This is a genomic window from Pectobacterium brasiliense, from assembly GCF_013449685.1.
In the GTDB taxonomy this organism is placed as follows: domain Bacteria; phylum Pseudomonadota; class Gammaproteobacteria; order Enterobacterales; family Enterobacteriaceae; genus Pectobacterium; species Pectobacterium brasiliense_A.
This window is the reverse complement of record NZ_JACDSF010000041.1, coordinates 11,202-32,722: the sequence shown is the minus strand read 5'-3', so window position 1 is coordinate 32,722 and position 21,521 is coordinate 11,202. Positions and strand designations below refer to the sequence as shown.

General features: G+C 53.0%; 18 protein-coding genes. 10 read left to right on the top strand and 8 right to left on the bottom strand.

The genetic code is table 11. From position 1 onward, the window contains the following. The first annotated feature begins 222 nt into the window (after window positions 1-222). The 4 genes from ftsY to rpoH all read left to right on the top strand — a co-directional run bounded on the left by ftsY (window position 223) and on the right by rpoH (window position 4,426). Window positions 223-1,557: a signal recognition particle-docking protein FtsY gene (ftsY, locus tag H0248_RS16040; RefSeq protein WP_180786664.1), complete on the top strand. Its 1,335-nt coding sequence runs from the start codon at window positions 223-225 to the stop codon at window positions 1,555-1,557. Between the two features lie 5 nt (window positions 1,558-1,562). Then, the gene (gene ftsE / locus H0248_RS16035) at window positions 1,563-2,234 is read left to right on the top strand and encodes a cell division ATP-binding protein FtsE (protein WP_180786663.1); all 672 of its coding nucleotides are present in this window, start codon (window positions 1,563-1,565) and stop codon (window positions 2,232-2,234) included. Continuing rightward, complete coding sequence (ftsX, locus tag H0248_RS16030) at window positions 2,224-3,192, top strand: permease-like cell division protein FtsX (RefSeq protein ID WP_180786662.1); 969 nt, start codon at window positions 2,224-2,226, stop codon at window positions 3,190-3,192. Before ftsE ends, ftsX begins: the two co-directional genes overlap by 11 nt. Window positions 3,193-3,568: 376 nt before the next feature. Further along, window positions 3,569-4,426 (top strand): RNA polymerase sigma factor RpoH, encoded by an 858-nt coding sequence (gene rpoH / locus H0248_RS16025; protein WP_010681389.1) that lies wholly within the window; start codon window positions 3,569-3,571, stop codon window positions 4,424-4,426. Between the two features lie 64 nt (window positions 4,427-4,490). Here rpoH and panM read toward each other — a convergent pair whose 3' ends face one another. Continuing rightward, window positions 4,491-4,940, bottom strand: coding sequence for an aspartate 1-decarboxylase autocleavage activator PanM (gene panM, locus H0248_RS16020; RefSeq protein ID WP_180786661.1), 450 nt, complete (start codon window positions 4,938-4,940; stop codon window positions 4,491-4,493). 404 nt (window positions 4,941-5,344) lie between these two features. Between panM and H0248_RS16015 the strand changes: the two genes are divergently transcribed. The 6 genes from H0248_RS16015 to H0248_RS15990 all read left to right on the top strand — a co-directional run bounded on the left by H0248_RS16015 (window position 5,345) and on the right by H0248_RS15990 (window position 11,506). Then, a complete protein-coding gene (locus tag H0248_RS16015; protein ID WP_180786660.1) occupies window positions 5,345-6,457 on the top strand; it encodes a branched-chain amino acid ABC transporter substrate-binding protein in 1,113 nt (370 codons plus the stop codon). A gap of 157 nt (window positions 6,458-6,614) precedes the next feature. Beyond that, window positions 6,615-7,541, top strand: coding sequence for a high-affinity branched-chain amino acid ABC transporter permease LivH (livH, locus tag H0248_RS16010; protein WP_180786659.1), 927 nt, complete (start codon window positions 6,615-6,617; stop codon window positions 7,539-7,541). Then, window positions 7,538-8,812 (top strand): high-affinity branched-chain amino acid ABC transporter permease LivM, encoded by a 1,275-nt coding sequence (locus H0248_RS16005; protein WP_180786658.1) that lies wholly within the window; start codon window positions 7,538-7,540, stop codon window positions 8,810-8,812. The genes livH and H0248_RS16005 overlap by 4 nt, the downstream gene beginning before the upstream one ends. Beyond that, complete coding sequence (livG, locus tag H0248_RS16000) at window positions 8,809-9,579, top strand: high-affinity branched-chain amino acid ABC transporter ATP-binding protein LivG (protein ID WP_014917046.1); 771 nt, start codon at window positions 8,809-8,811, stop codon at window positions 9,577-9,579. The genes H0248_RS16005 and livG overlap by 4 nt, the downstream gene beginning before the upstream one ends. Window positions 9,580-9,584: 5 nt before the next feature. Next, window positions 9,585-10,286 (top strand): high-affinity branched-chain amino acid ABC transporter ATP-binding protein LivF, encoded by a 702-nt coding sequence (livF, locus tag H0248_RS15995; RefSeq protein WP_010306529.1) that lies wholly within the window; start codon window positions 9,585-9,587, stop codon window positions 10,284-10,286. Between the two features lie 29 nt (window positions 10,287-10,315). Continuing rightward, entirely contained in the window at window positions 10,316-11,506 is a 1,191-nt protein-coding gene (locus tag H0248_RS15990) for an aminotransferase-like domain-containing protein (protein WP_180786657.1), read from the top strand. A gap of 103 nt (window positions 11,507-11,609) precedes the next feature. Here H0248_RS15990 and H0248_RS15985 read toward each other — a convergent pair whose 3' ends face one another. From H0248_RS15985 to ltnD, 7 genes are all read right to left on the bottom strand, one after another. Beyond that, window positions 11,610-13,280, bottom strand: a complete 1,671-nt coding sequence (locus H0248_RS15985; protein ID WP_180786656.1) for a methyl-accepting chemotaxis protein — start codon at window positions 13,278-13,280, stop codon at window positions 11,610-11,612. Window positions 13,281-14,044: 764 nt separating this feature from the next. Then, window positions 14,045-15,724, bottom strand: a complete 1,680-nt coding sequence (locus H0248_RS15980; protein WP_180786655.1) for a methyl-accepting chemotaxis protein — start codon at window positions 15,722-15,724, stop codon at window positions 14,045-14,047. A gap of 332 nt (window positions 15,725-16,056) precedes the next feature. Next, the gene (locus H0248_RS15975; protein ID WP_040032727.1) at window positions 16,057-17,415 is read right to left on the bottom strand and encodes a GntP family transporter; all 1,359 of its coding nucleotides are present in this window, start codon (window positions 17,413-17,415) and stop codon (window positions 16,057-16,059) included. 187 nt (window positions 17,416-17,602) lie between these two features. Beyond that, window positions 17,603-18,391, bottom strand: coding sequence for a 2-oxo-tetronate isomerase (otnI, locus tag H0248_RS15970; RefSeq protein WP_180786654.1), 789 nt, complete (start codon window positions 18,389-18,391; stop codon window positions 17,603-17,605). Between the two features lie 33 nt (window positions 18,392-18,424). Beyond that, window positions 18,425-19,081 carry a 3-oxo-tetronate 4-phosphate decarboxylase gene (gene otnC, locus H0248_RS15965; protein ID WP_010681379.1) on the bottom strand — a complete coding sequence of 219 codons (657 nt, stop codon included), beginning with the start codon at window positions 19,079-19,081 and terminating at the stop codon, window positions 18,425-18,427. Next, window positions 19,078-20,352 (bottom strand): 3-oxo-tetronate kinase, encoded by a 1,275-nt coding sequence (gene otnK, locus H0248_RS15960; protein ID WP_180786653.1) that lies wholly within the window; start codon window positions 20,350-20,352, stop codon window positions 19,078-19,080. Before otnK ends, otnC begins: the two co-directional genes overlap by 4 nt. Continuing rightward, entirely contained in the window at window positions 20,349-21,263 is a 915-nt protein-coding gene (ltnD, locus tag H0248_RS15955) for an L-threonate dehydrogenase (protein WP_180786652.1), read from the bottom strand. The genes otnK and ltnD overlap by 4 nt, the downstream gene beginning before the upstream one ends. Window positions 21,264-21,521: the final 258 nt, after the last annotated feature.

The following is a 21,521-nucleotide window of genomic DNA, read 5'->3' as shown; positions in this document are numbered from 1 at the left end:
CATTTTGTGCTATCTACGGGCTTTCGATAACGCGCAGCGTTTGACACACTTCGTTACGGACATTGCCTTTCGTTACGAAGATTGTCGGCCGCGCCGAGAATTGTCCGGCATTGCCCCCGTTGGCTGCGTGTTGCTGTTGGCTGGAAAGTGTTAAACTTATTGTTTAAATATGGTTTTCATTGATTGATTCGCTGCGGTGAGCAGCGTGGAGCGCGATCGCACATGTCAAAAGAAAAGAAGCGCGGTTTTTTTTCCTGGCTGGGATTAGGGAAACAGGAAGAAAAGCAACAGGAACAGCCGCAAGAGCAGCCTGTTTTTCAAGAGAAGCCGACTGTTCAAGAGAAGCTGACTGTTCAAGAGAAGATTGTTGAAGAACAGCCGTCAGCGGCTGACGAACCGACCGTCGCTGTCCCTGAACCAGCCGTATCGGCCCCCATTATCTCTGAAACAGACGATCATGACGTTCTCGATCGGGATGTCGTCGATCCGATCGTACAGACCGAGATCGCCGACAGCGCGACGGTGGCTAATGCTGAACCGGACGTTGCGCAGCAGGAAGAACAAGAATACGAAGAGCCAGAACCTGCACAGCCAGATGATGTGCCTGCTGTGGCGCAAGAGCAGGAACGTCCGACGAAAGAAGGTTTCTTTGCTCGCCTGAAACGCAGTCTGGTAAAAACGCGCCAGAACCTCGGTTCAGGATTTATCGGATTGTTTCGCGGTAAGAAAATCGACGACGATCTGTTTGATGAACTGGAAGAACAACTGCTGGTTGCGGATGTCGGGGTCGAGACGACCCGTAAGATCATCGGCAGCCTGACGGAGCACGCCAGCCGCCGCCAACTGAAAGATGCTGATACGCTTTTTGTGAAGCTGAAAGAAGAAATGGCGGAGATTCTTGCTAAGGTGGATGCCCCGCTGAATATCGAAGGCAAAACGCCGTATGTCATTCTGATGGTTGGCGTTAATGGCGTGGGTAAAACCACCACCATCGGGAAAATGGCACGTCAGTTCCAGGCGCAGGGCAAATCCGTGATGCTGGCAGCGGGGGATACCTTCCGTGCGGCGGCGGTCGAGCAGCTTCAGGTCTGGGGACAGCGCAATAACGTGGCGGTGGTCGCACAGCATACGGGTGCAGATTCGGCCTCGGTGATTTTCGATGCGATTCAGGCAGCGAAAGCGCGCGGCGTTGATGTCCTGATCGCGGACACCGCGGGTCGCTTGCAGAACAAAGCGCACCTGATGGAAGAGCTGAAAAAGATTGTGCGCGTGATGAAGAAGCTGGATGAAGACGCACCGCATGAAGTGATGCTGACGCTGGATGCGAGCACCGGGCAGAACGCAGTGAGTCAGGCCAAGCTGTTTAATGAAGCGGTTGGGCTGACGGGTATTACCTTAACTAAGCTGGACGGTACCGCGAAAGGCGGGGTGATTTTCGCCATTGCCGACCAGTTCGCTATTCCTATCCGCTATATTGGGGTAGGTGAAGGTATTGAAGATTTACGGCCATTCAAGGCCGACGATTTTATTGAGGCACTTTTTGCCCGAGAGGATTAAAACGGATGATTCGTTTTGAACAGGTCAGTAAAGCTTACCTCGGTGGGCGTCAGGCATTACAAGGGGTGGATTTCCATCTGCGCCCCGCGGAAATGGCGTTCCTGACCGGTCATTCCGGCGCAGGGAAAAGTACTCTGCTGAAACTGATTTGTGGCATTGAACGTCCCAGCGCGGGTCAGATTTTTTTTGGCGGCCACAATATCAGTCGCCTGAAAAAACGCGAAGTTCCGTTCCTGCGGCGCCAGATCGGCATGATCTTTCAGGATCACCATCTGTTGATGGAACACACGGTCTATGACAACGTCGCGATGCCGCTCATCATCGCGGGTGCCAGCAGTGAGGATATCCGTCGTCGGGTATCCGCCGCGCTGGACAAGGTTGGTCTGCTGGATAAAGCGAAAAACTATCCTATCCAGCTGTCCGGTGGTGAGCAGCAGCGCGTTGGCATTGCGCGCGCGGTGGTGAACAAACCCGCCGTATTGCTGGCGGATGAACCGACCGGCAACCTGGACGAAGCGCTGTCAGAAGGCATTTTGCGCCTGTTTGAAGAATTCAATCGCGTTGGTGTTACCGTTCTGATGGCGACGCATGACACTGGGCTGATCGCCCGCCGTAATTACCGTGTGCTGACGCTGTCGGATGGCCGCATGGTGGGGGGAAACCACAATGGCGAATAACGTCCGTAACGCGAAAAAGCCTGTCGCAAAAGCGAAAGCGCTGCGCGGCGGCTGGCAGGAACAGTGGCGCTATGCCTGGATGAATACGCTGGCTGATATGTTGCGCCAGCCGTTGGCGACTTTCCTGACCGTGATGGTCATCGCCATCTCATTGGCGTTGCCCAGCATCTGCTATCTGGTATGGAAAAACGTCAGTCAGGCGGCCACACAGTGGTATCCCTCGCCGCAACTGACGGTGTATCTGGATAAATCGCTGGATGACAACGCGGCGCAGGCGGTGATCACGCAGCTTCAATCTGAAGAGGGCGTTGATAAAGTCAATTACCTGTCGCGCAATGAAGCGATGGGCGAATTCCGCAACTGGTCCGGTTTCGGCGGCGCGCTCGATATGTTGGAAGAGAATCCGCTGCCAGCCGTAGCGATTATCACGCCGAAAATGAGTTTTCAGGATTCCACCACGTTGACGACGCTGCGTGACCGCGTGGCGGCGACGCAGGGCGTGGATGAAGTACGGATGGATGACAGCTGGTTTGCGCGGCTGGTGGCATTGACCAATCTGGTTGGGCAAATTTCCGTGACAATTGGCGTCCTGATGGTGGTTGCCGTCTTTTTGGTGATCGGCAACAGCGTGCGCCTGAGTATTTTCAGCCGCCGCGAAACCATCAACGTGATGAAGCTGATTGGCGCGACGGACGGCTTTATTCTGCGTCCGTTCCTGAATGGCGGGGCAGCAATGGGCGTAGGCGGCGCGGTGCTGTCGCTGATTTTATCGCAAGCGCTGGTTTGGAAGCTGGGTGCCGTGGTGGCGCAGGTGGCTTCCGTATTCGGTACGACGTTTGCCGTCAAAGGATTAAGCTGGGATGAATCCCTGCTGCTGCTGTTAATCGCTGGCATGATTGGCTGGTTGGCCGCCTGGCTGGCAACGGTGCAACATTTACGCCGTTTTACACCACAGTAAGCGTTTTCTGGTATAATCATCCCCTGTAATTCAGACCGTATTGCAGGGGAAATCTCCTCAGCGACATCTCTTCTTTGTTCTTCCCGCTGTGTTTTCCCCTTGGTCTCTCATGTGTGAGTGACGCGTTTTTCTCCTGCTTGATCTCTGGCATGAGGTGAATAAAATGAGAGGAACTTGCGAGCGAAATCACAGTCTGAAGAGACAGATTTTAGGATTTGATTAATCGGGTTTTAGGGTTTTTCATAAAACTTTTAGGGTTTTTCATAAAATAAGCGTTAAGGCGCCGTGTTTTGCCATCTTCGCGCAAAACGATGCGGTGAAGCAGTGCTAAGATAGTCAACTGCAATATGACGAGTAGAGCAACTGAGAGGGTTGAATGACCAAAGATATGCAAACTTTCACCTTAGTTCCCCAGGGCAGTCTGGAAGGGTATATTCGTGCCGCCAATGCCTATCCGATGCTGACGGCGGAGGAAGAGCGGGCGCTGGCTGAACGGCTGCATTATCAGGGCGATCTGGAGGCTGCTAAGCACCTGATTCTGTCACACCTGCGTTTTGTTATTCATGTTGCCCGTAACTATTCCGGCTACGGCCTGCCGCAGGCGGACCTGATTCAGGAAGGAAACATTGGCCTGATGAAAGCGGTACGTCGCTTTAACCCTGAAGTTGGCGTGCGTCTGGTTTCTTTCGCCGTGCATTGGATCAAAGCCGAAATTCATGAATACGTGCTGCGTAACTGGCGTATCGTGAAAGTCGCGACCACTAAAGCACAGCGTAAGCTGTTCTTTAACCTGCGTAAGTCTAAAACGCGTCTCGGCTGGTTTAATCAGGATGAAGTCGAGCTGGTTGCGCGTGAACTTGGCGTGACGAGCAAAGACGTGCGCGAGATGGAATCCCGCATGGCGGCGCAGGACATGACATTCGATCCGACGCCGGAAGAAGATTCACACGACGGCAAGGCGATGTCGCCGATGCTTTACCTACAGGATAAATCGTCTGACTTTGCCGATGGCATTGAAGAAGATAACTGGGAAACGCATGCGGCCGATAAGCTCACCTACGCGCTGGAAGGGCTGGACGAACGCAGCCAGCACATTATTCGCGCCCGCTGGTTGGATGATGACAACAAATCCACCTTGCAGGAGCTCGCCGATCAATACGGTGTTTCCGCAGAGCGTGTGCGTCAGTTAGAAAAGAATGCGATGAAAAAACTGCGAGCGGCGATAGAAGCCTAATCGCTCTCATCGTTTCTTTCTGTAGCGACCGGGTAATGCCCGGTCGTTTTGTTTTTGTCTGGGGTCAGTCCGGTTTATCTGGGTTGAGTTCGTTAAGAATTAGCGGCGTTTCTTTTCTACGAATGAAGCGCCAGCCGCCGGATACGGGTGAAAAGCCGCAAGACAACATAAATCGCGCCAGCACTTCCTCTTTGATCGCCGCATGATTGGCTGTTGCCAGCCACCACTCTTTCACTTCAGGAAGTTGACGACGTACTTCATCAATCAACAGTTTCCCTACGCCCCGCCTCCGCGTGACGTCTCTCACCATCAGATCGCTTAGCTCTGCATAGTCCCCTTCAATTTCGACCAGCACACCACCTAACAGCCGATCGTTAAAACGGGCAGCAAATAATCGCCAATCGAGTGAGAGGTCTTCTTCTAATAAATCAATGTTCTGATGTGGCCAGATTTTTGCCAGATCAATTTTATCTTGAGGGCTGAATTGGGTGAGGCATTCAACGGTTAGTTTCATTTTTATCGGCACTCCATCATATGAGTGAAGAATAATGTAGTTGTTTTGTAGTGGATCAGTTGTGTAATTTGAGCGTTATGGTTAATAGGGCAAATGTTTTTCTCATTCTTTGTTTTTCGAGTAATCCATCAACAATTAATGCACAAAGTAGAATATCTGACTATATATAAATTGAATGCTGGTCTTTGCATCTAGTGTTTTGTGCTGTTTGCTCCGCTTGTTTCTGACAGTCTGAGTTGATTTGCAGCATAAAATTCCTGTTTAATAATATGAAAAATAAAGCCTTATTAGAAAAGATTACTAATAATAACCTAAGCCTTTCTTACTTATAAGAAAATAGCAGGTTATGACAGAAGGCGGTCAGGTTTTCGGCAATATCCATAATGACAGATGGGGTAAAAAGAATGAAATTCAATAAAGGTAAAGTATTGCTGATGGGTTGTATGGCTGCGGCGTTGAGTCACGCGGTCAGCGCTGCCGATATTAAGGTTGCGGTTGTAGGGGCAATGTCTGGCCCAGTTGCGCAGTATGGCGATATGGAGTTCATTGGCGCGCGTCAGGCCATTGAAGATATTAACGCAAAAGGCGGCGTAAACGGTAACAAACTGGTTGGCGTTGAATATGATGACGCGTGCGACCCTAAGCAGGCCGTTGCCGTCGCGAACAAAGTCATCAATGACGGTATCCGCTATGTGATTGGTCATTTGTGTTCCTCCTCCACGCAGCCTGCGTCTGATATTTATGAAGAAGAAGGCGTGATCATGATTACGCCTGCGGCAACCAACGCCGACTTGACTACGCGCGGCTACAAAATGGTGCTGCGCACGACGGGGCTGGATTCCGATCAGGGGCCAACCTCAGCAAAATACATTGTCGAAACCATCAAACCGCAGCGTATTGCCGTGGTTCATGACAAACAGCAGTATGGTGAAGGCTTGGCCCGCTCTGTTCAGGATAGCCTGAAAAAAGCCGGTGCGAATGTTGTGTTGTTTGAAGGTGTGACGGCGGGTGATAAAGATTTCTCTACGCTGGTTGCGCGTCTGAAGAAAGAGAACGTCGATTTCGTCTATTTCGGCGGCTACTACCCGGAAATGGGGCAGATTCTGCGTCAGGCGCGCCAGGCTGGCATGACCACCAAATTCATGGGTCCAGAAGGCGTGGGTAACTCATCGCTGTCCAACATCGCAGGCGATGCGTCTGAAGGCATGCTGGTGACGCTGCCGAAGCGTTACGATCAGGTTCCTGCTAACCAGCCGATTGTCGATGCCCTGAAAGCCAAGAAACTGGATCCAACCGGTCCGTTCGTCTGGACAACCTACGCAGCACTGCAATCGCTGACCACCGCGATGGCACGTACCGGTAGCGATGAACCGGAAAAATTGGTCGCAAGTCTGAAAGCGAACTCCGTGGATACCGTAATGGGGCCATTAAGCTGGGATGCAAAAGGCGACCTGAAAGGGTTTGAATTTGGCGTATTTGAGTGGCACAAAGACGGTACTTCCAGCGCAGTGAAATAATCATCATGCCCGAGGCGGGGAGCGGTTGAAGATACCGCTGTCTGCTTCTTCGGCGTGGAGAGCATTCTCCGCCTGCTGCATGTGTACCACTACTAATCCCTCAATACCGAAGCCCCCGTTGCCGCAAGGCGCGGGGGCAGCATTTAAGGTTTAAGGTATGTCCGAGCAGTTCCTTTACTTTTTTCAGCAGATGTTCAACGGCCTGACGTTGGGCAGCACCTATGCGCTGATCGCCATTGGCTACACCATGGTTTACGGCATTATCGGCATGATTAACTTCGCACACGGCGAAGTGTATATGATCGGTAGCTACGTCTCCTTTATTGTGATTGCGGCTCTGATGATGATGGGCATCGATGCTGGCTGGCTCCTGATTGGTGTCGCCTTCATTGCCGCCGTGGTGGTTTCCAGCGCCTATGGCTGGAGTATCGAACGGGTGGCCTACCGACCGGTTCGAACGTCAAAGCGTCTGATTGCGCTGATTTCTGCCATCGGGATGTCAATTTTCCTGCAAAACTACGTCAGCCTGAATCAGGGCTCGCGTGATGTTGCGCTGCCGAGTCTGGTGACCGGTCAGTGGGTGCTGGGCGAAAGCAATGGCTTTGCCGCGACGATTAGCACCATGCAGTTGACCATCTGGATCGTGACGTTCCTCGCCATGCTGGCGCTGACGCTATTTATTCGCTATTCCCGCATGGGGCGCGCTTGTCGCGCCTGTGCAGAAGACCTGAAAATGGCAAGCCTGCTGGGTATCAGTACCGATCGCGTGATCTCTCTGACCTTCGTCATTGGCGCGCTCATGGCCGCTGTTGCTGGCGTGCTGTTGGGGCAATTCTACGGCGTCATCAACCCCTATATCGGTTTTATGGCCGGGATGAAAGCCTTTACGGCGGCGGTGCTGGGCGGAATTGGTAGTATTCCAGGTGCAATGATCGGTGGGCTGATTTTGGGCGTAGCCGAAGCGCTGACGTCTGCTTACCTGAGCACGGAATACAAAGATGCGGTGTCGTTTGCGCTGCTGATTGTGGTGCTGTTGGTGATGCCAACCGGTATTCTGGGTCGTCCGGAGGTTGAGAAAGTATGAAACAGCTCAACCTGTTTAATGCGTTGGTTTCCGCGCTCATGCTGCTGGTGCTGGCCTCGTTCTTAATGGGCATGCAGTTGGCGCTGGACGGTACCAAATTGGTGGTGCGCGGTGCTGATGAAGTCCGTTGGTACTGGATTGGCGCGGGCTGCATCGTGGTGTTTTTCTTCCAGTTGATTCGCCCGCTTTTCCAGCAAAGCATCAAGAAATTTTCTGCGCTTGCGCTTGTGCTGCCGAGCTTTGATGGCAGTACGCCACGGCAGAAGATAGTAGCGGTGGCATTGATTATCGCCGCTATCGCCTGGCCGTTTCTGGTGTCGCGCGGTACGGTAGATATCGCCACCCTCACGCTGATTTACGTGATGCTGGGTCTGGGCCTGAACGTCGTGGTTGGCCTGTCCGGTCTGCTGGTATTGGGCTATGGCGGGTTTTACGCCATTGGTGCGTATACCTATGCGCTGCTGAATCACTATTACGGATTGGGCTTCTGGGAAAGTCTGCCGCTGGCGGGCATGGCGGCGGCGCTGTCCGGCTTCCTGCTGGGGTTCCCGGTGCTGCGTTTGCGCGGCGATTATCTGGCGATTGTGACGCTCGGATTCGGCGAGATTGTCCGTATCCTGCTGCTGAATAACACTGAAATTACCGGTGGCCCGAACGGCATCAGCCAGATCCCTAAACCGACCTTCTTTGGTCTGGAATTTGGCCGCAGCGCGCGCGATGGCGGTTGGGATACGTTCCACAATTTCTTCGGTCTGCAATACGACCCGAGTGACCGTATTATCTTCCTGTATCTGGTCGCGCTGCTGCTGGTCGTGTTGACCCTGTTTGTGATTAATCGTCTGCTGCGGATGCCGTTAGGACGTGCCTGGGAAGCGCTGCGGGATGATGAAATCGCCTGTCGCTCTCTGGGGCTGAGCCCAACGCGCATTAAGTTGACTGCGTTTACCATCAGCGCCGCGTTCGCGGGTTTTGCCGGTACGCTGTTTGCCGCGCGTCAGGGCTTTGTCAGCCCGGAATCATTCACGTTCGCTGAGTCTGCCTTTGTACTGGCCATCGTCGTACTGGGCGGAATGGGCTCGCAGTTTGCGGTCATTCTTGCGGCAATCTTGCTGGTGGTGTCCCGCGAGCTGATGCGCGATCTGAATGAATACAGCATGCTGCTGCTGGGTGCGTTGATGGTTCTGATGATGATTTGGCGTCCGCAAGGCCTGCTGCCGATGAAGCGTCCTGAGATGAAGTTGAAAGTCGCGAAGAAGGAAGAGCAAGCATGAGCACGCAGCCACTACTATCAGTCAGAGGTCTGATGATGCGTTTTGGCGGCCTGCTGGCGGTCAACAACGTTGAAATGGATATTCATGCGGGCGAAATTGTCTCGCTGATCGGCCCGAATGGGGCGGGGAAGACGACAGTCTTTAACTGCCTGACCGGTTTTTATCGCCCAAGCGGCGGCACCATCATGCTGCGCGATCGTCATCTGGAAGGGTTACCCGGACAGGCTATTGCCCGTATGGGCGTGGTGCGCACATTCCAGCACGTTCGTCTGTTCCGTGAAATGACGGTGATCGAGAACCTGCTGGTCGCGCAACATCAGCACCTGAAAAGCGGCGTGTTTGCCGGGCTATTGAAAACGCCGGGCTTTCGTCGTGCGGAAGCCGATGCGCAAGAGCGCGCTGCGGTGTGGCTGGAGCGTATCGGTCTGTTAGATTTAGCGAACCGTCAGGCGGGGAATCTGGCTTACGGCCAGCAGCGCCGTCTGGAAATTGCCCGCTGCATGGTGACGCGCCCTGAGCTGCTGATGCTGGATGAGCCTGCGGCTGGCCTGAACCCGAAAGAAACTGACGAGTTAAATCAGCTGATTGCGGAACTGCGCGATAGCCATCAGGTGTCTGTGTTGTTGATTGAACATGATATGAAGCTGGTCATGGGCATTTCCGACCGGATTTATGTCGTCAATCAGGGAACGCCGCTGGCACAAGGCACCCCAGCTGAAATTCGTAACAACCCGGATGTCATCCGTGCGTATCTGGGTGAAGGATAACGTTTATGCTGTCATTACATCAGGTTTCTGCCCACTACGGAAAAATTCAGGCGCTGCATCAGGTGAGCCTGCATATTAATCAGGGCGAGATTGTTACGCTGATCGGCGCGAACGGTGCCGGTAAAACCACGCTGCTGGGCACGCTATGCGGTGACCCGCGCGCAACGGAAGGCACCATTACGTTTGACGGTAAGGACATCACAAACTGGCAGACTGCGCAGATTATGCGTGAAGCTATCGCGATTGTGCCGGAAGGGCGTCGCGTCTTTTCCCGCATGACGGTAGAAGAAAATCTGGCGATGGGCGGGTTCTTTGCCGAACGCGATCAGTATCAGGAACGCATTGCGCGCGTTTACGATCTGTTCCCGCGTCTGTATGAGCGACGCGCTCAGCGTTCCGGCACGATGTCCGGCGGTGAGCAGCAGATGCTGGCGATTGGCCGTGCGCTGATGAGCCAGCCGCGTTTACTGTTGCTGGACGAACCATCGCTGGGTCTGGCACCGATCATCATCCTGCAAATTTTCGACACGATCCAGCAACTACGCGAAGAGGGCATGACCATCTTCCTGGTGGAACAAAATGCCAATCAGGCGCTGAAATTGGCTGATCGGGGTTATGTACTTGAAAACGGTCATGTCGTGTTGGAAGATACCGGTGCGGCATTGTTAGCTAATGAAGCGGTACGTTCAGCCTATCTGGGCGGATAATTAAAGTTTCGTAGAAGGGTTAAGAAGAGATGGCCATTGAAGGGTTGTTAGCGCACCGCATCGCTCAGTTAAAAAGTTCCGCCATCCGTGAACTGCTGAAACACAGCAAGATGGAAAATATTATCTCGCTGGCTGGCGGGATTCCGTCAGATGCATTATTTGATTTCGAAGGGTTAAGTCAGGCCACGCAGTTAGCGATTACCGAACAGCCGAAAACGGCATTCCAGTATGGCTTGACCGAAGGCAGCGGCGTGCTGCGCGATCGCATTGCCGAGCTGTGTGCTGTGCGCGGCGTAAAAACGCGCGGTGACGATATTGTGGTGACGGCGGGTTCGCAGCAGGCGCTGGACTTGATCATGCGCTCGATCGTCGATCCGGGCGACGTGTTCGTCGTTGAACGTCCGACTTATTTGGCAGCGCTGCAAACGCTGGAGCTGGCGCAGGCGCAGGTGATGTCGGTGTCATCCGATGCCGACGGCATGGTCGTTGACGAGTTGGAAGAGCTGCTGACGAAACAGCGCATCAAAGGCGTTTATATCGTTCCGAACTTCGGTAACCCGAGCGGCGTGACGCTGAGCTATGAACGTCGCCTGAAATTGGTTCAACTGGCAGAACGCTACGGTTTTGTCATTATCGAAGACGATCCCTATGGCGAGCTGCGCTTCACCGAAGAGCGCAACCCGACGCTGTTCCAACTGGCGCAGGAGCAACTGGGTAGCACGGAATACGTGCTGTATACCTCTACGTTCTCGAAGGTGCTGGCTCCGGGATTACGTCTCGGCTGGGCGATTCTGCCGGATTGGCTGTTGCACAAAGTAGCGATTATCAAACAGGCCGCTGACCTGCATGCCAGCGCATTGTCGCAGACCGTCGCGGAATGCTATCTGGGGCTGGGACGTCTGGATACGCAGATCGAGAAAATTCGCCACGCGTATAAGCACAAAGGTGAACTGCTGGCACAGCTGGTCGAGAAGGAACTGGGTGATGTCATCACCTTCAACCAGCCGAAAGGTGGGATGTTCCTGTGGGCGAAGTTCCGTCAGGACGATTTCAATACGACGGAATGGCTGAAGAAGACGCTGGATCAGGGCGTGGTCTTCGTGCCGGGCGAGTTCTTCTTCCCAGACAATCTCGATTACTCAACGCTGCGTCTGTCCTTTGCGACAGCAACGGATGAGCAAATGCATGAAGCGGTGGCTCGCCTGCGTCGGGCGCTGTAATCGCCGATAATGAATCGCTCGTTAATGTAAAAAGCCGCTGAAGAGTCAGCGGCTTTATGTTGTGTGCTAAGTTGCCGAGGAATCCATCGCTTGGCCGCGTTCGTTAAAAGGTTTCCCAGTTATCACGGTTTGTGCTGCCTGACTGACCAGCCAGAGCTAGCCTCGGTGCAGCCGGCTGCTTCGTCTTTGACGTCAGCCGTGGTGCTGGCGTCTGAACGCCACTGATTTTAAACACGCCCATTAATTCCAGCAGCGTTCTGGCCTGCTCACTCAGGCTGTCGGCAGCGGAGGCGGATTCTTCAACCAGCGCGGCGTTCTGTTGCGTCACCTGATCGAGCTGATTCACCGCATCATTCACCTGAGAAACGCCCTGTTCCTGTTCGTGCGTGGTCAGGCCGATCTCATTGAGCAGGTTGGCAACCTGCTGAGATTTTTCGACAATGTCTTTAATGGTGATACCCGCATCGTTAACCTGCTTCTCACCCATTTCTACGTTAGCCACACTTACGCTAATCAGATCTTTGATTTCACGCGCGGCGGAAGCGGAACGCTGCGCCAGAGAACGCACTTCACCGGCAACCACGGCGAAGCCACGGCCTTGTTCACCGGCTCTGGCGGCTTCAACGGCAGCATTGAGCGCCAGAATGTTGGTCTGGAAGGCAATGCCGTCAATCACACCAATAATATCGCCAATCTTACGTGAACTGGCGATAATATCTTCCATGGTACGCACAACGTTATTGACCGCATCGCCGCCTTTTTGCGCCGTCGTGCTGGCGGAATGGGCTAACTCCGTTGCGGTGCGCACGGTCGCCGCATTTTGCTTCACTGTGGTATTCATTTGTTCCATTGAGGCCGCGGTTTCTTGAAGGTTCGCGGCCTGTTCTTCCGTGCGCTGGCTTAGATCGGTGTTGCCCATCGCAATCTGCGTTGCGCCCGTAGCGATAGATTCACTGCTCTGATGCACCTGACCGACGAGGTTGCTCAGGTTTTGACGCATCTCTTCCATTGCGGCCAGCACACTGGTGGTATCACCGTCGCGCAGTTCAATCGCGACAGCCAGATTCCCTTGCGCAACCTGACGCGTGACTTCCAACGTGTAGGCGGGTTCTCCCCCTAGCTGACGTTTAATGGTTCGGGTAATCCACCAAGAGATCATTGCGCCCAACACAACAGCAAGCAGGGCGATGATGATCATCAATGTACCTGCGCTGGTGGCATTCTTTAAAGACTGGTTGGCAGCATCAACCGTGATCTTCTCTTGCCAGCCAACCATCTCATTCAGAGAGTTGAAGACGATACCCTGCTTAGCCTGAACGTCGGTTAATAGTAGATCTTGAGCTTCTTTGTTCCTGTGTGCCATGGCCAGTGCGATGGCGTTTGCGATGCTGTCGTTATAGGTTGGTCGTACGCGATCCAGTGCTGCAATCAGTTCTTGTGAATGTTGATCGATAGCGCGGTCGCGTATTTTGGCAAGTAATGCGTTATTACGGGCGACCATTTCCTCGATGTGGGTTTTCTCTTCTTGAATTTTCCGGCTGTCTTCCAGCATCGTGAGGTTTCTAATGGCGATGGCATTGGTGTTTACGTTGTCTTTAAACTCCTTCATCATCATGAGGTTGGTAATGCGGAACTGCGACAGCAGTTGGATGTTTTCCCCAAGTTTGTCGAGCTGGATACGGCCAAATACCGCCACCAGAAATCCGATAGCGATGACCAGGGTAAAGCCAGTCCCTAGCATTTTACCCAGGCTACTATTTTTGATGAGATTCATTGTGTCCCTTATTATTTATAGGTTGAGAATGGATATGGTTGGCGTCGGCGTGCTTTAAATGTGAAATAGGCATTGCGCAAACGTATTTATTTTGCAAATACCATCACGCTGATACACCTCAAAATGTGAGTCGCAGTAAGAGGAATAAATAAGGGCTTGTAGGATGACGGGTCTATCCTTTCCCATCATCGTTGTCTGTTGCCCTTAGTGAATACCCCTGTTCTGTATTGACGTTATCCTGTTACACTTTTCGCAACGTCTGGTGAGTCTGCTGCAATAAAATCTATTCTGATAACAGGAAAATGATGGCGCTGGAGTATAAAAGGCGGCGGTAAAAGTCGCAATATCTCTATGGATTAGAGAGAAAATAAACGGATGTCAGGATGTAATGTTAAATTGACAGCCATGTTAATAAACACGGTGATGATGATTTTTGTTTGTTTATTCAGCTTTTAATAGCGATGCTATTTCTTATTTATTCTTTTTTTTCGAAAGATTTGGTATTTTTACCACTATATATTTGATGTTTTTATCATCGCAGATCGTCATTCCTCTTGTTTTTTATTGATTTTATTCCATCGTACTTAATATAAAACGCATTGTTCGTTTTTCTCTTTATTCATTGTTTTTTCCTATTGAAAATTTTTTGCTCGTTTCTTGATGTGTGGTGGAAGGGGGAAGCGTGGTAACGTGAGATGTTCTGGTCATAAAGGGATAAAAAACCGCCGATCGCTCAGCGGTTTTGGGGGACTTTGGGCTGGCTGTTAAAAAGTTTCCCAGTTTTGGCTATCGCTTCTCGTGCTGCTTTTAGGATTAGCGAGAGAGAGTTTGGCGCTGTCAGGCCGTTTCAACGGCGGTGTAATACGCTGTGACGATCCGCCTTCAACGACGAACACTTTCATCAGTTCGACCAGACGGGCAGCCTGATCGCTCAGGCTATCGGCGGCAGAAGCGGATTGCTCAACGAGTGCGGCGTTCTGCTGTGTGACCTGGTCAAGTTGGTTCACGGCATCATGAATCTGCGAGACGCCGGATTCTTGCTCCTGCGTGGTGACGCCAATTTCGTTAAGCAGACCCGCAACATTGTGTGCCTGACGTACCAGCTCTTCAATCGTCGCGCCAGCGCTGTCTACCATGGCGGAACCGGCTTCCACCTTCTCGACGCTGTGGCCGATCAGCTCTTTGATTTCTTTTGCCGCAGAAGCGGAGCGTTGTGCCAGAGAACGCACTTCACCCGCAACCACCGCAAAACCACGGCCTTGTTCGCCAGCCCGTGCGGCTTCCACCGCGGCGTTGAGCGCCAGAATGTTGGTCTGGAAGGCGATGCCGTCAATGACGCTAATGATATCGCCAATTTTACGCGAACTGTCGGTAATCTCTTTCATGGTGACAACGATATTGCCAACGGCTTTGCCTCCTTTGGCTGCGGTATCGCTGGTGGCCTGTGCCAGCTGTGTGGCATTACGCACCGTCTCGGTGTTTTGGCGCACGGTCTGGCTTATTTCTTCCATTGAGGCGGCGGTTTGTTGCAGATTGGCCGCCTGCTCTTCTGTGCGCTGGCTAAGATCGGTACTGCCTGCGGCAATCTCGCTGGCACCGGTTGCGATCGATTCGCTGCTCTCACGCACCTGTTCAACAATCCCACTCAGGCTTTTGCGCATACCGTTCATGGCGGCCAGCACGCTGTGGTTGTCGCCGGTGCGCAGATCGACGCTGACGGCCAGATTTCCCTGTGCAACCTCTTGCGCGATGTATGCGGCGTAAGCGACTTCGCCACCCAGCAGATTTTTTATCGTGCGGGTAATCAAGATGGAGATAAAAATCCCGACGAAGACTGCGAACGCAGCGAACAGCAGCAGCGTATTGCCATCGTCTCTGGCTTTATGCATGGCGTTGGTCGTCGTTTCCATCGTTTGTTTTTTCTGCAACGCCGTCAGCCCGTCTAGAGCCGCAAAAACTGACGCCTGTGCGGGGGGTAATTCATTGACCATAACTAACGCGGCCTGCACTTTTTCTTCCGGCACCCCAGAGAGGCTTAATGCAATAGCTTTATTCACCGCTTTCAGATAAACCGGCCGAGCCTGCGTAAGTTGTTCCAGCAAGGCACGCGCCTCCGGTTCGGCAAGCTGTTTATAGACTTTTTCCAGCGCTTCACTATTACGGGTAATTTGCTGATCTAAAATGCGTTTTTCTTCCTGGATACGCGCGCTGTCTTGTGACAGCCCGATATTACGGACAACACGGGCGACAACCTCAAAGCCACTCTTGGTATCCTGAATCAGAAGCAGGTTGGCCAGATTCTTTTCAGAGAGTGATTCAATATCTTTACCCAGATTGGCGAGATGGACGCGCCCCAGAATGGCAACCATCAGACCGATAATGATGACAGAAGCGAAACCTGCGCCAAGCATGGCACCAAGTTTCATTTTTGATAGAAAATTCATAATGTTCCTTTATTATTTTTCATTGATTGATGCAGGCTTTGCCTTATAGATTGGGCATCCTTTGCGACAGGTCAGGAATTGGGTGCACTTCTGATTAATTACATTAATGTGTGCGGTATGCCAATTTGCGAGAGTAGGCAGGAAAACGCGTTGTTTCTTACCTGAAGATATTATAAAGGCAGAATAAAAACGGGTAGATGTGGAATACGGGAGTAAAAAGGGCGCATTTTTCAGCATAAAGGAGGTATGTACATGCATTATTCAGTTGATACCAACGGGGAAGCCGCAGCCTCCCCATTGTGAAATTTCACGCTATTACAGCACCAGCGCTATTACAGCACCAGCCACAATGCCCAGGTGAAGAGGAACCCAGCCAGCCCGAGGATCGTCGTCAGCACCGTCCAGGTGCGCAGGCCGTCGGCGACGGACAGCCCCAGATATTTGGTGACAATCCAGAAGCCGGAGTCATTGACGTGCGACAGGCCCAGTCCGCCAAAGCAGGCAGAGAGCGTCACCAGCACCAGCTGCATCTGGTTCAGACCGCTGACAGCTTCGCTCAATAGGCCGCAGGTAGTGAGAATGGCGACGGTAGCCGAACCTTGCGAGGCACGCAGCGCCAGCGACAAAAGAAACGCGGCAGGCACCAGCGGCAGGTGAATGCTGGTCAGCGTATCCGCCAGCGCCTTACCGACACCGGATTCCACCAGCACTTTACCGAATACGCCGCCCGCACCGGTCACCATGATGACGACCGCCGCGGCAGGCATGGCATCGCCCATAATGTTGCCGGTCTTTTCAAGCGACCAGCCTCTACGCATAGCGATAAAGTAAAAGGCGAGTGCCAGGGCAATCAGTAGCGCAACCGCAGGGGAACCGACCAACGTGGTGATATTACGCAGCGGGTGGCCTGCTGGGAACAGCGTCGCCGCCACGGTGCCGAGCATAATAATGGCGATAGGGATGACAATCAGCGCCGTAACCAGACTGGCGGAAGGCGCATTCTTATGTGGCGTCACCTCATTTTTTTCTTCAGTTTTTGCTAATTGCAGTTGCTCCAGCACATCAACAGATAGCGCGTACTGCCGACGGTTAATATATTTTGCAACCCAGAAACCGATAATGCCGACAGGAATAGAAATCGCCAGCCCCAATATGGTTAACCAGCCCACATCGGCTTTTAACAAACTGGCTGCCGCAACCGGTCCAGGATGAGGGGGCAGGGCGACGTGAACCGTCAACATCACACCCGCGACGGGCAGACCGAATTTAAGTGGAGAGACCTTGGCGACTTTTGCGAATCCATAAATAATAGGTGCCAGAATAATAAAGCCGACATCAAAAAATACCGGAATGCCGAGAATAAATGCCGCCATGGTCAATGCGGCAATGACGCGTTTTTCTCCCAGTGTTTGCGTGAATTTCTTTGCCAAAGACTCAGCACCACCAGAAACCTCGATCATTCTGCCTAGCATGGCACCTAGCCCAATGATCATGGTGATCGAACCGAGTACCCCGCCCATTCCACTGGACATCACTTTCATTATTTCTTCTGTGGGTATTCCGGTTGCTAATGCAACCAATAGACTGACAACCAGCAGGGCGACAAAGGGCTGAATTTTAAATTTAATGACCATCAGCAGCAGGAGTAATACCCCGGCGATAGCGATGCAGAGTAAGAGCGAGGTGGCCATGTTCTTATCCTCATTGACCCATTTTTCAATTCAGAGGCTGAAAAGGTAGTGGGTATCTGTTTGTTATTTGAATAAAGGGATGCCTCGACTCCTGCAATATATACAGGAGTCTGACTTATTCTTTTTTATTTATTCGCGTCTAACGACTATGTTTCTGGTGTTGACATTATTATCCTGGATAAGTGAATTAGTGTTTTTTCTCCAGCCAAGGTTTAGCCCATCCCAATCCGTCTTCCGTTTTACCGCGTGGGTTATATTCACAGCCAACCCAGCCGGAATAATTCACGCGATCCAATTCGGCAAAGATGAACGGATAATTAATTTCCCCTTCATCGGGTTCATGTCGCGCAGGAACTGAAGCAATTTGAATATGTCCGATACGGTCAGCCAAATCGTGAATAATTTGCGTCAGATTGCCATCGACAATCTGCGCGTGGAAGAAATCCAACTGGATATACACATTCGGTCGGTCGATCAGATTGGCTAATTCCAGCGCCTGATACTGACTGGCGAACAGATAATTCGGTTTCACTTTCGCACTCAGCGCCTCAATCATGATATTGATGCCGTGCGGCGCAAATTTATCGGCGGCATAGCGCAGGTTATCGATAAAGGTTTGCTGATAGGCCGCGCGGTCTTCACCGGGCGGCACGACGCCCCCCATCACCAACACCGACGGGCAGTTGAGTGCTAGCGCATATTCCAGCGCGTTATCGATATCCCAGCGGGCATCTTCAATGCGGTCGGGCAGCGCAGAAACGCCCCATTCACCCGCAGCAATATTGCCGGGCGCGGTATTGAATAACACCTGCTTCAGGCCATTTTCCCGCAGCTTTTCCGCTAGCAGCGGTGCCGGATAGTCATAAGGAAACAGGTACTCAACCGAGGTGAAACCCTCATCGGCAGCGGCTTTAAAACGGTCGAGAAACGGCACATCGGTAAACAGCATAGAAAGATTGGCAGCAAACTTAGGCATGGTTAACTCCTTGGCTCAGCAAAAAATGGCTCATCAAGATAGCTCTGCAATATCGTCAGCGGTGAGGTAGCGAATTTTTCGATCGCCGAGAATAAAAATCAGCTTGGCGGTTTCTTCCAGCTCTTCCATGTTGTCCGCCGCCGCTCGCAGATCTTTACCAGTGACGACAGGGCCGTGGTTAGCCAATAAGAACGCCTTGTAGCGCGAGGCCAGCTTCGCCAGATCTTCACCGAGCCGGGCATCGCCGGGGCGGTAATAAGGCACGACGGGCACTTTACCGACGCGCATGACCACATAAGGTGTGAACGGCTTGATGGCATCCTGCGTGTCCAACCCTTCCAGACACGAGAGCGCCGTCAGGTAAGTGCTGTGCAGGTGGACAATCGCTTTGCAGTCAGGATCGTTACGGTAAATCGACAGATGAAAGCTAACCTCTTTCGACGGCTTATCCCCGGAGATCCACTCGCCGCTCAGGCTAACTTTGGACAGCCGCTCGGCATCCAGTTCGCCAAGGCAGGAGCCGGTCGGCGTTGCCAGCAGCGTGCCGTCATCCAGTAACAGTGAGAGGTTGCCTGCGGAACCGGTGGCATAGCCGCGCTGGAAAAAGGACGCGCCCAGCTTGACCATTTCCGCGCGTGCGCGTTGTTCGCTGTTTAGCGCCGCCTCGGTGCTGTGGTGTTTTTCACTCATGCAGCAAACTCCTTTTGGGCGCGGGCAAAGAAGTCTTCATCACCGAAATTGCCGGATTTCAACGCCAGCGAGAGTGGATGATTGGTCGAACGCACCCACGGCACGCCGGGAGAAATGGACGGCCCGATATGGAACGCGTGAATGCCCAGCGTTTGCACCACGATGCTGGAGGTTTCCCCGCCCGCGATGATGAAGCGCTGGAAGCCATCCTGCTGAAGCTGGCGGGCGACGGCGGCAAACAGTTTCTCCACCGCCTGACTGCTGGCTTCTGCGCCCCAGCGCTGCTGAATCTGCGCTAGTTCATCGGGTGATGAAGTGGCGTACAGCAGCGGTGCGAGCGCGTCCTCACGATGCGCCTTCACCCAGTCAGCCAATTCCTGCACGTAGGCTTGCTGAGCGTCATTGCTTTCTAAGCAGCGCGCGACATCAATCGCGCGGCCCGCTGCCTGTTTCAGGTAGTGAGCGACCTGCTTGTTGGTCATCACCGAACAGGAACCGGACAGTACAACGCCTGCGCCGGATTGTGGCTTACCTGCCTCGGTGGCGGAACCGGTTTGTTTTGTTGAGTCTGCCAGTTGGCGTGCCAGGCCAATCGCCAGGCCGGAACCCCCGGTGACCAGCTTCATATCGCGCAGCGCCTCGCCCTGCGTTAACAGATGCTGTTCGTTCAGCGTATCCAGCACCACATAGCGTATGCCTTGTTCTTTCAACTGCGTCAGCCGCTGCTTAACTGCCTCTGCACCCTGATCCATCACGGCATACGGCACCAGCCCGCAACGTCCGGCTGCCTGCTGTTCCATGACGCGCATCAGGTTGCTGTCCGTCATCGGCGTGACGGGATGGTGGCGCATTCCGGATTCAGATAACAGCTGATCCATCACGAATAAATGACCCTGATAGACGGTTCTGCCGTTCACCGGCAGCGCCGGAGAGATGATGGTTTGCGTTTCGCCGAGCTGCTCTAACAGCGCATCGGTCACCGGACCGATGTTGCCTTTCGCGGTGCTGTCGAAGGTGGAACAATATTTAAAGTAGAACTGCTGGCAGCCCTGCTGTTGCAGCCAAGCCAGCGCCTTGAGTGAATCCGCCACGGCCTGTTCCGCCGGGCAAGAACGTGACTTCAGACTAATCACCACGGCCTGCGTGTCGACCTTAAAATCGGACGGCGGTACGCCGTTGAGCTGCACGGTCGGCAGCCCGTTGTTCACCAGAAAGCTGGCGATATCTGTGGCGCCGGTAAAATCGTCGGCAATCACACCTAGCTTGATCATGGTGCCTCCTTCTTTTCCGGCAGCGTAATGCCGTTAAAAATCTTGATGACCGCGCTGTCGTCTTCTTTACCGAATCCGGCGTTGCTGGCGGCGGTAAACATGTTGAATGCCGTGGAGGCCAGCGGCAGCGGGAAATGGAGAGATTTGGCGGTGTCGGTGACCAGCCCCAGATCTTTCACGAAGATATCAACGGCGGATTTAGGCGTGTAGTCGCCGTCCACAACGTGGCGCATGCGGTTTTCAAACATCCAGGAATTCCCGGCAGCGTTGGTCACCACGTCGTACATAATATCCAACGGGATATCCGCACGCGCGGCCAGCGCCATCGCTTCTGCGCCGGCGGCGATGTGTACGCCTGCCAACAGCTGGTGGATAATTTTAACGGTCGCACCCAACCCGATCTCTTCACCGATGCGGTAGACCTTGCCGGCGACGGCGTCGAGCACGGGTTTCAGTTTCTCAAAAGCCAGATCGGAACCGGATGCCATCACCGTCATATCGCCTGCGGCGGCTTTCACCGCACCGCCGGATACCGGTGCATCCAGCATGATGAGCTGATGCTCAGCCAGACGCTGTTCAATGTTTTTGGCATCCTGCGCGGAGATCGTGGAGGACACCATGACCACGGTGCCGGGCTTGAGTTTCGCTGCGACCAGCGGCTCACCGAACAGAATCCCGTTAACCTGCGCGGCGTTCACCACCAGCAGCACGACGGCATCCAGCTTGTCAGCGAAGGCATCAATACGTGTGTCAGCCTGCGCCGCACCCGCCTGACGTAAGCGTTCCAGTGCCTGCGGATTGATATCGACACCGTATGTCGTCAGGCCAGCGTTGATGCAGGACGCCGCAGCGCCAAAGCCCATGGAACCCAGACCGATAACGGCGACAGCATAATCAGAAGTCTTTTTCATCGTGGTTGCCTTGTTAAAATTAGTGATTTTTTGTTCTCTGGTGTTAAATATAAGGACTACCAGAACAAATTGTGGTGATTTTTATCACATAAATTAACATTGAGATCGTGATGATTCAGTGTAGTTGAACCTCGCTGGGAAGGTGATTTCCATTATTATCTTTACATATCAGTATATTATTTCTATTTTGGCATTGAGTGATGAGAAAGGTTGTTATGTCTGGCGTGGTTTATGACGTGAATTTATGATAATTATCGT

What these genes read in the sequence shown, in the direction of transcription:
- ftsY (WP_180786664.1), top strand. Translation starts at nt 223, where the DNA reads ATGTCAAAAGAAAAGAAGCGCGGTTTTTTTTCCTGGCTGGGATTAGGG.
- ftsE (WP_180786663.1), top strand. Translation starts at nt 1,563, where the DNA reads ATGATTCGTTTTGAACAGGTCAGTAAAGCTTACCTCGGTGGGCGTCAG.
- ftsX (WP_180786662.1), top strand. Translation starts at nt 2,224, where the DNA reads ATGGCGAATAACGTCCGTAACGCGAAAAAGCCTGTCGCAAAAGCGAAA.
- rpoH (WP_010681389.1), top strand. Translation starts at nt 3,569, where the DNA reads ATGACCAAAGATATGCAAACTTTCACCTTAGTTCCCCAGGGCAGTCTG.
- panM (WP_180786661.1), bottom strand. Translation starts at nt 4,940, where the DNA reads ATGAAACTAACCGTTGAATGCCTCACCCAATTCAGCCCTCAAGATAAA.
- H0248_RS16015 (WP_180786660.1), top strand. Translation starts at nt 5,345, where the DNA reads ATGAAATTCAATAAAGGTAAAGTATTGCTGATGGGTTGTATGGCTGCG.
- livH (WP_180786659.1), top strand. Translation starts at nt 6,615, where the DNA reads ATGTCCGAGCAGTTCCTTTACTTTTTTCAGCAGATGTTCAACGGCCTG.
- H0248_RS16005 (WP_180786658.1), top strand. Translation starts at nt 7,538, where the DNA reads ATGAAACAGCTCAACCTGTTTAATGCGTTGGTTTCCGCGCTCATGCTG.
- livG (WP_014917046.1), top strand. Translation starts at nt 8,809, where the DNA reads ATGAGCACGCAGCCACTACTATCAGTCAGAGGTCTGATGATGCGTTTT.
- livF (WP_010306529.1), top strand. Translation starts at nt 9,585, where the DNA reads ATGCTGTCATTACATCAGGTTTCTGCCCACTACGGAAAAATTCAGGCG.
- H0248_RS15990 (WP_180786657.1), top strand. Translation starts at nt 10,316, where the DNA reads ATGGCCATTGAAGGGTTGTTAGCGCACCGCATCGCTCAGTTAAAAAGT.
- H0248_RS15985 (WP_180786656.1), bottom strand. Translation starts at nt 13,280, where the DNA reads ATGAATCTCATCAAAAATAGTAGCCTGGGTAAAATGCTAGGGACTGGC.
- H0248_RS15980 (WP_180786655.1), bottom strand. Translation starts at nt 15,724, where the DNA reads ATGAATTTTCTATCAAAAATGAAACTTGGTGCCATGCTTGGCGCAGGT.
- H0248_RS15975 (WP_040032727.1), bottom strand. Translation starts at nt 17,415, where the DNA reads ATGGCCACCTCGCTCTTACTCTGCATCGCTATCGCCGGGGTATTACTC.
- otnI (WP_180786654.1), bottom strand. Translation starts at nt 18,391, where the DNA reads ATGCCTAAGTTTGCTGCCAATCTTTCTATGCTGTTTACCGATGTGCCG.
- otnC (WP_010681379.1), bottom strand. Translation starts at nt 19,081, where the DNA reads ATGAGTGAAAAACACCACAGCACCGAGGCGGCGCTAAACAGCGAACAA.
- otnK (WP_180786653.1), bottom strand. Translation starts at nt 20,352, where the DNA reads ATGATCAAGCTAGGTGTGATTGCCGACGATTTTACCGGCGCCACAGAT.
- ltnD (WP_180786652.1), bottom strand. Translation starts at nt 21,263, where the DNA reads ATGAAAAAGACTTCTGATTATGCTGTCGCCGTTATCGGTCTGGGTTCC.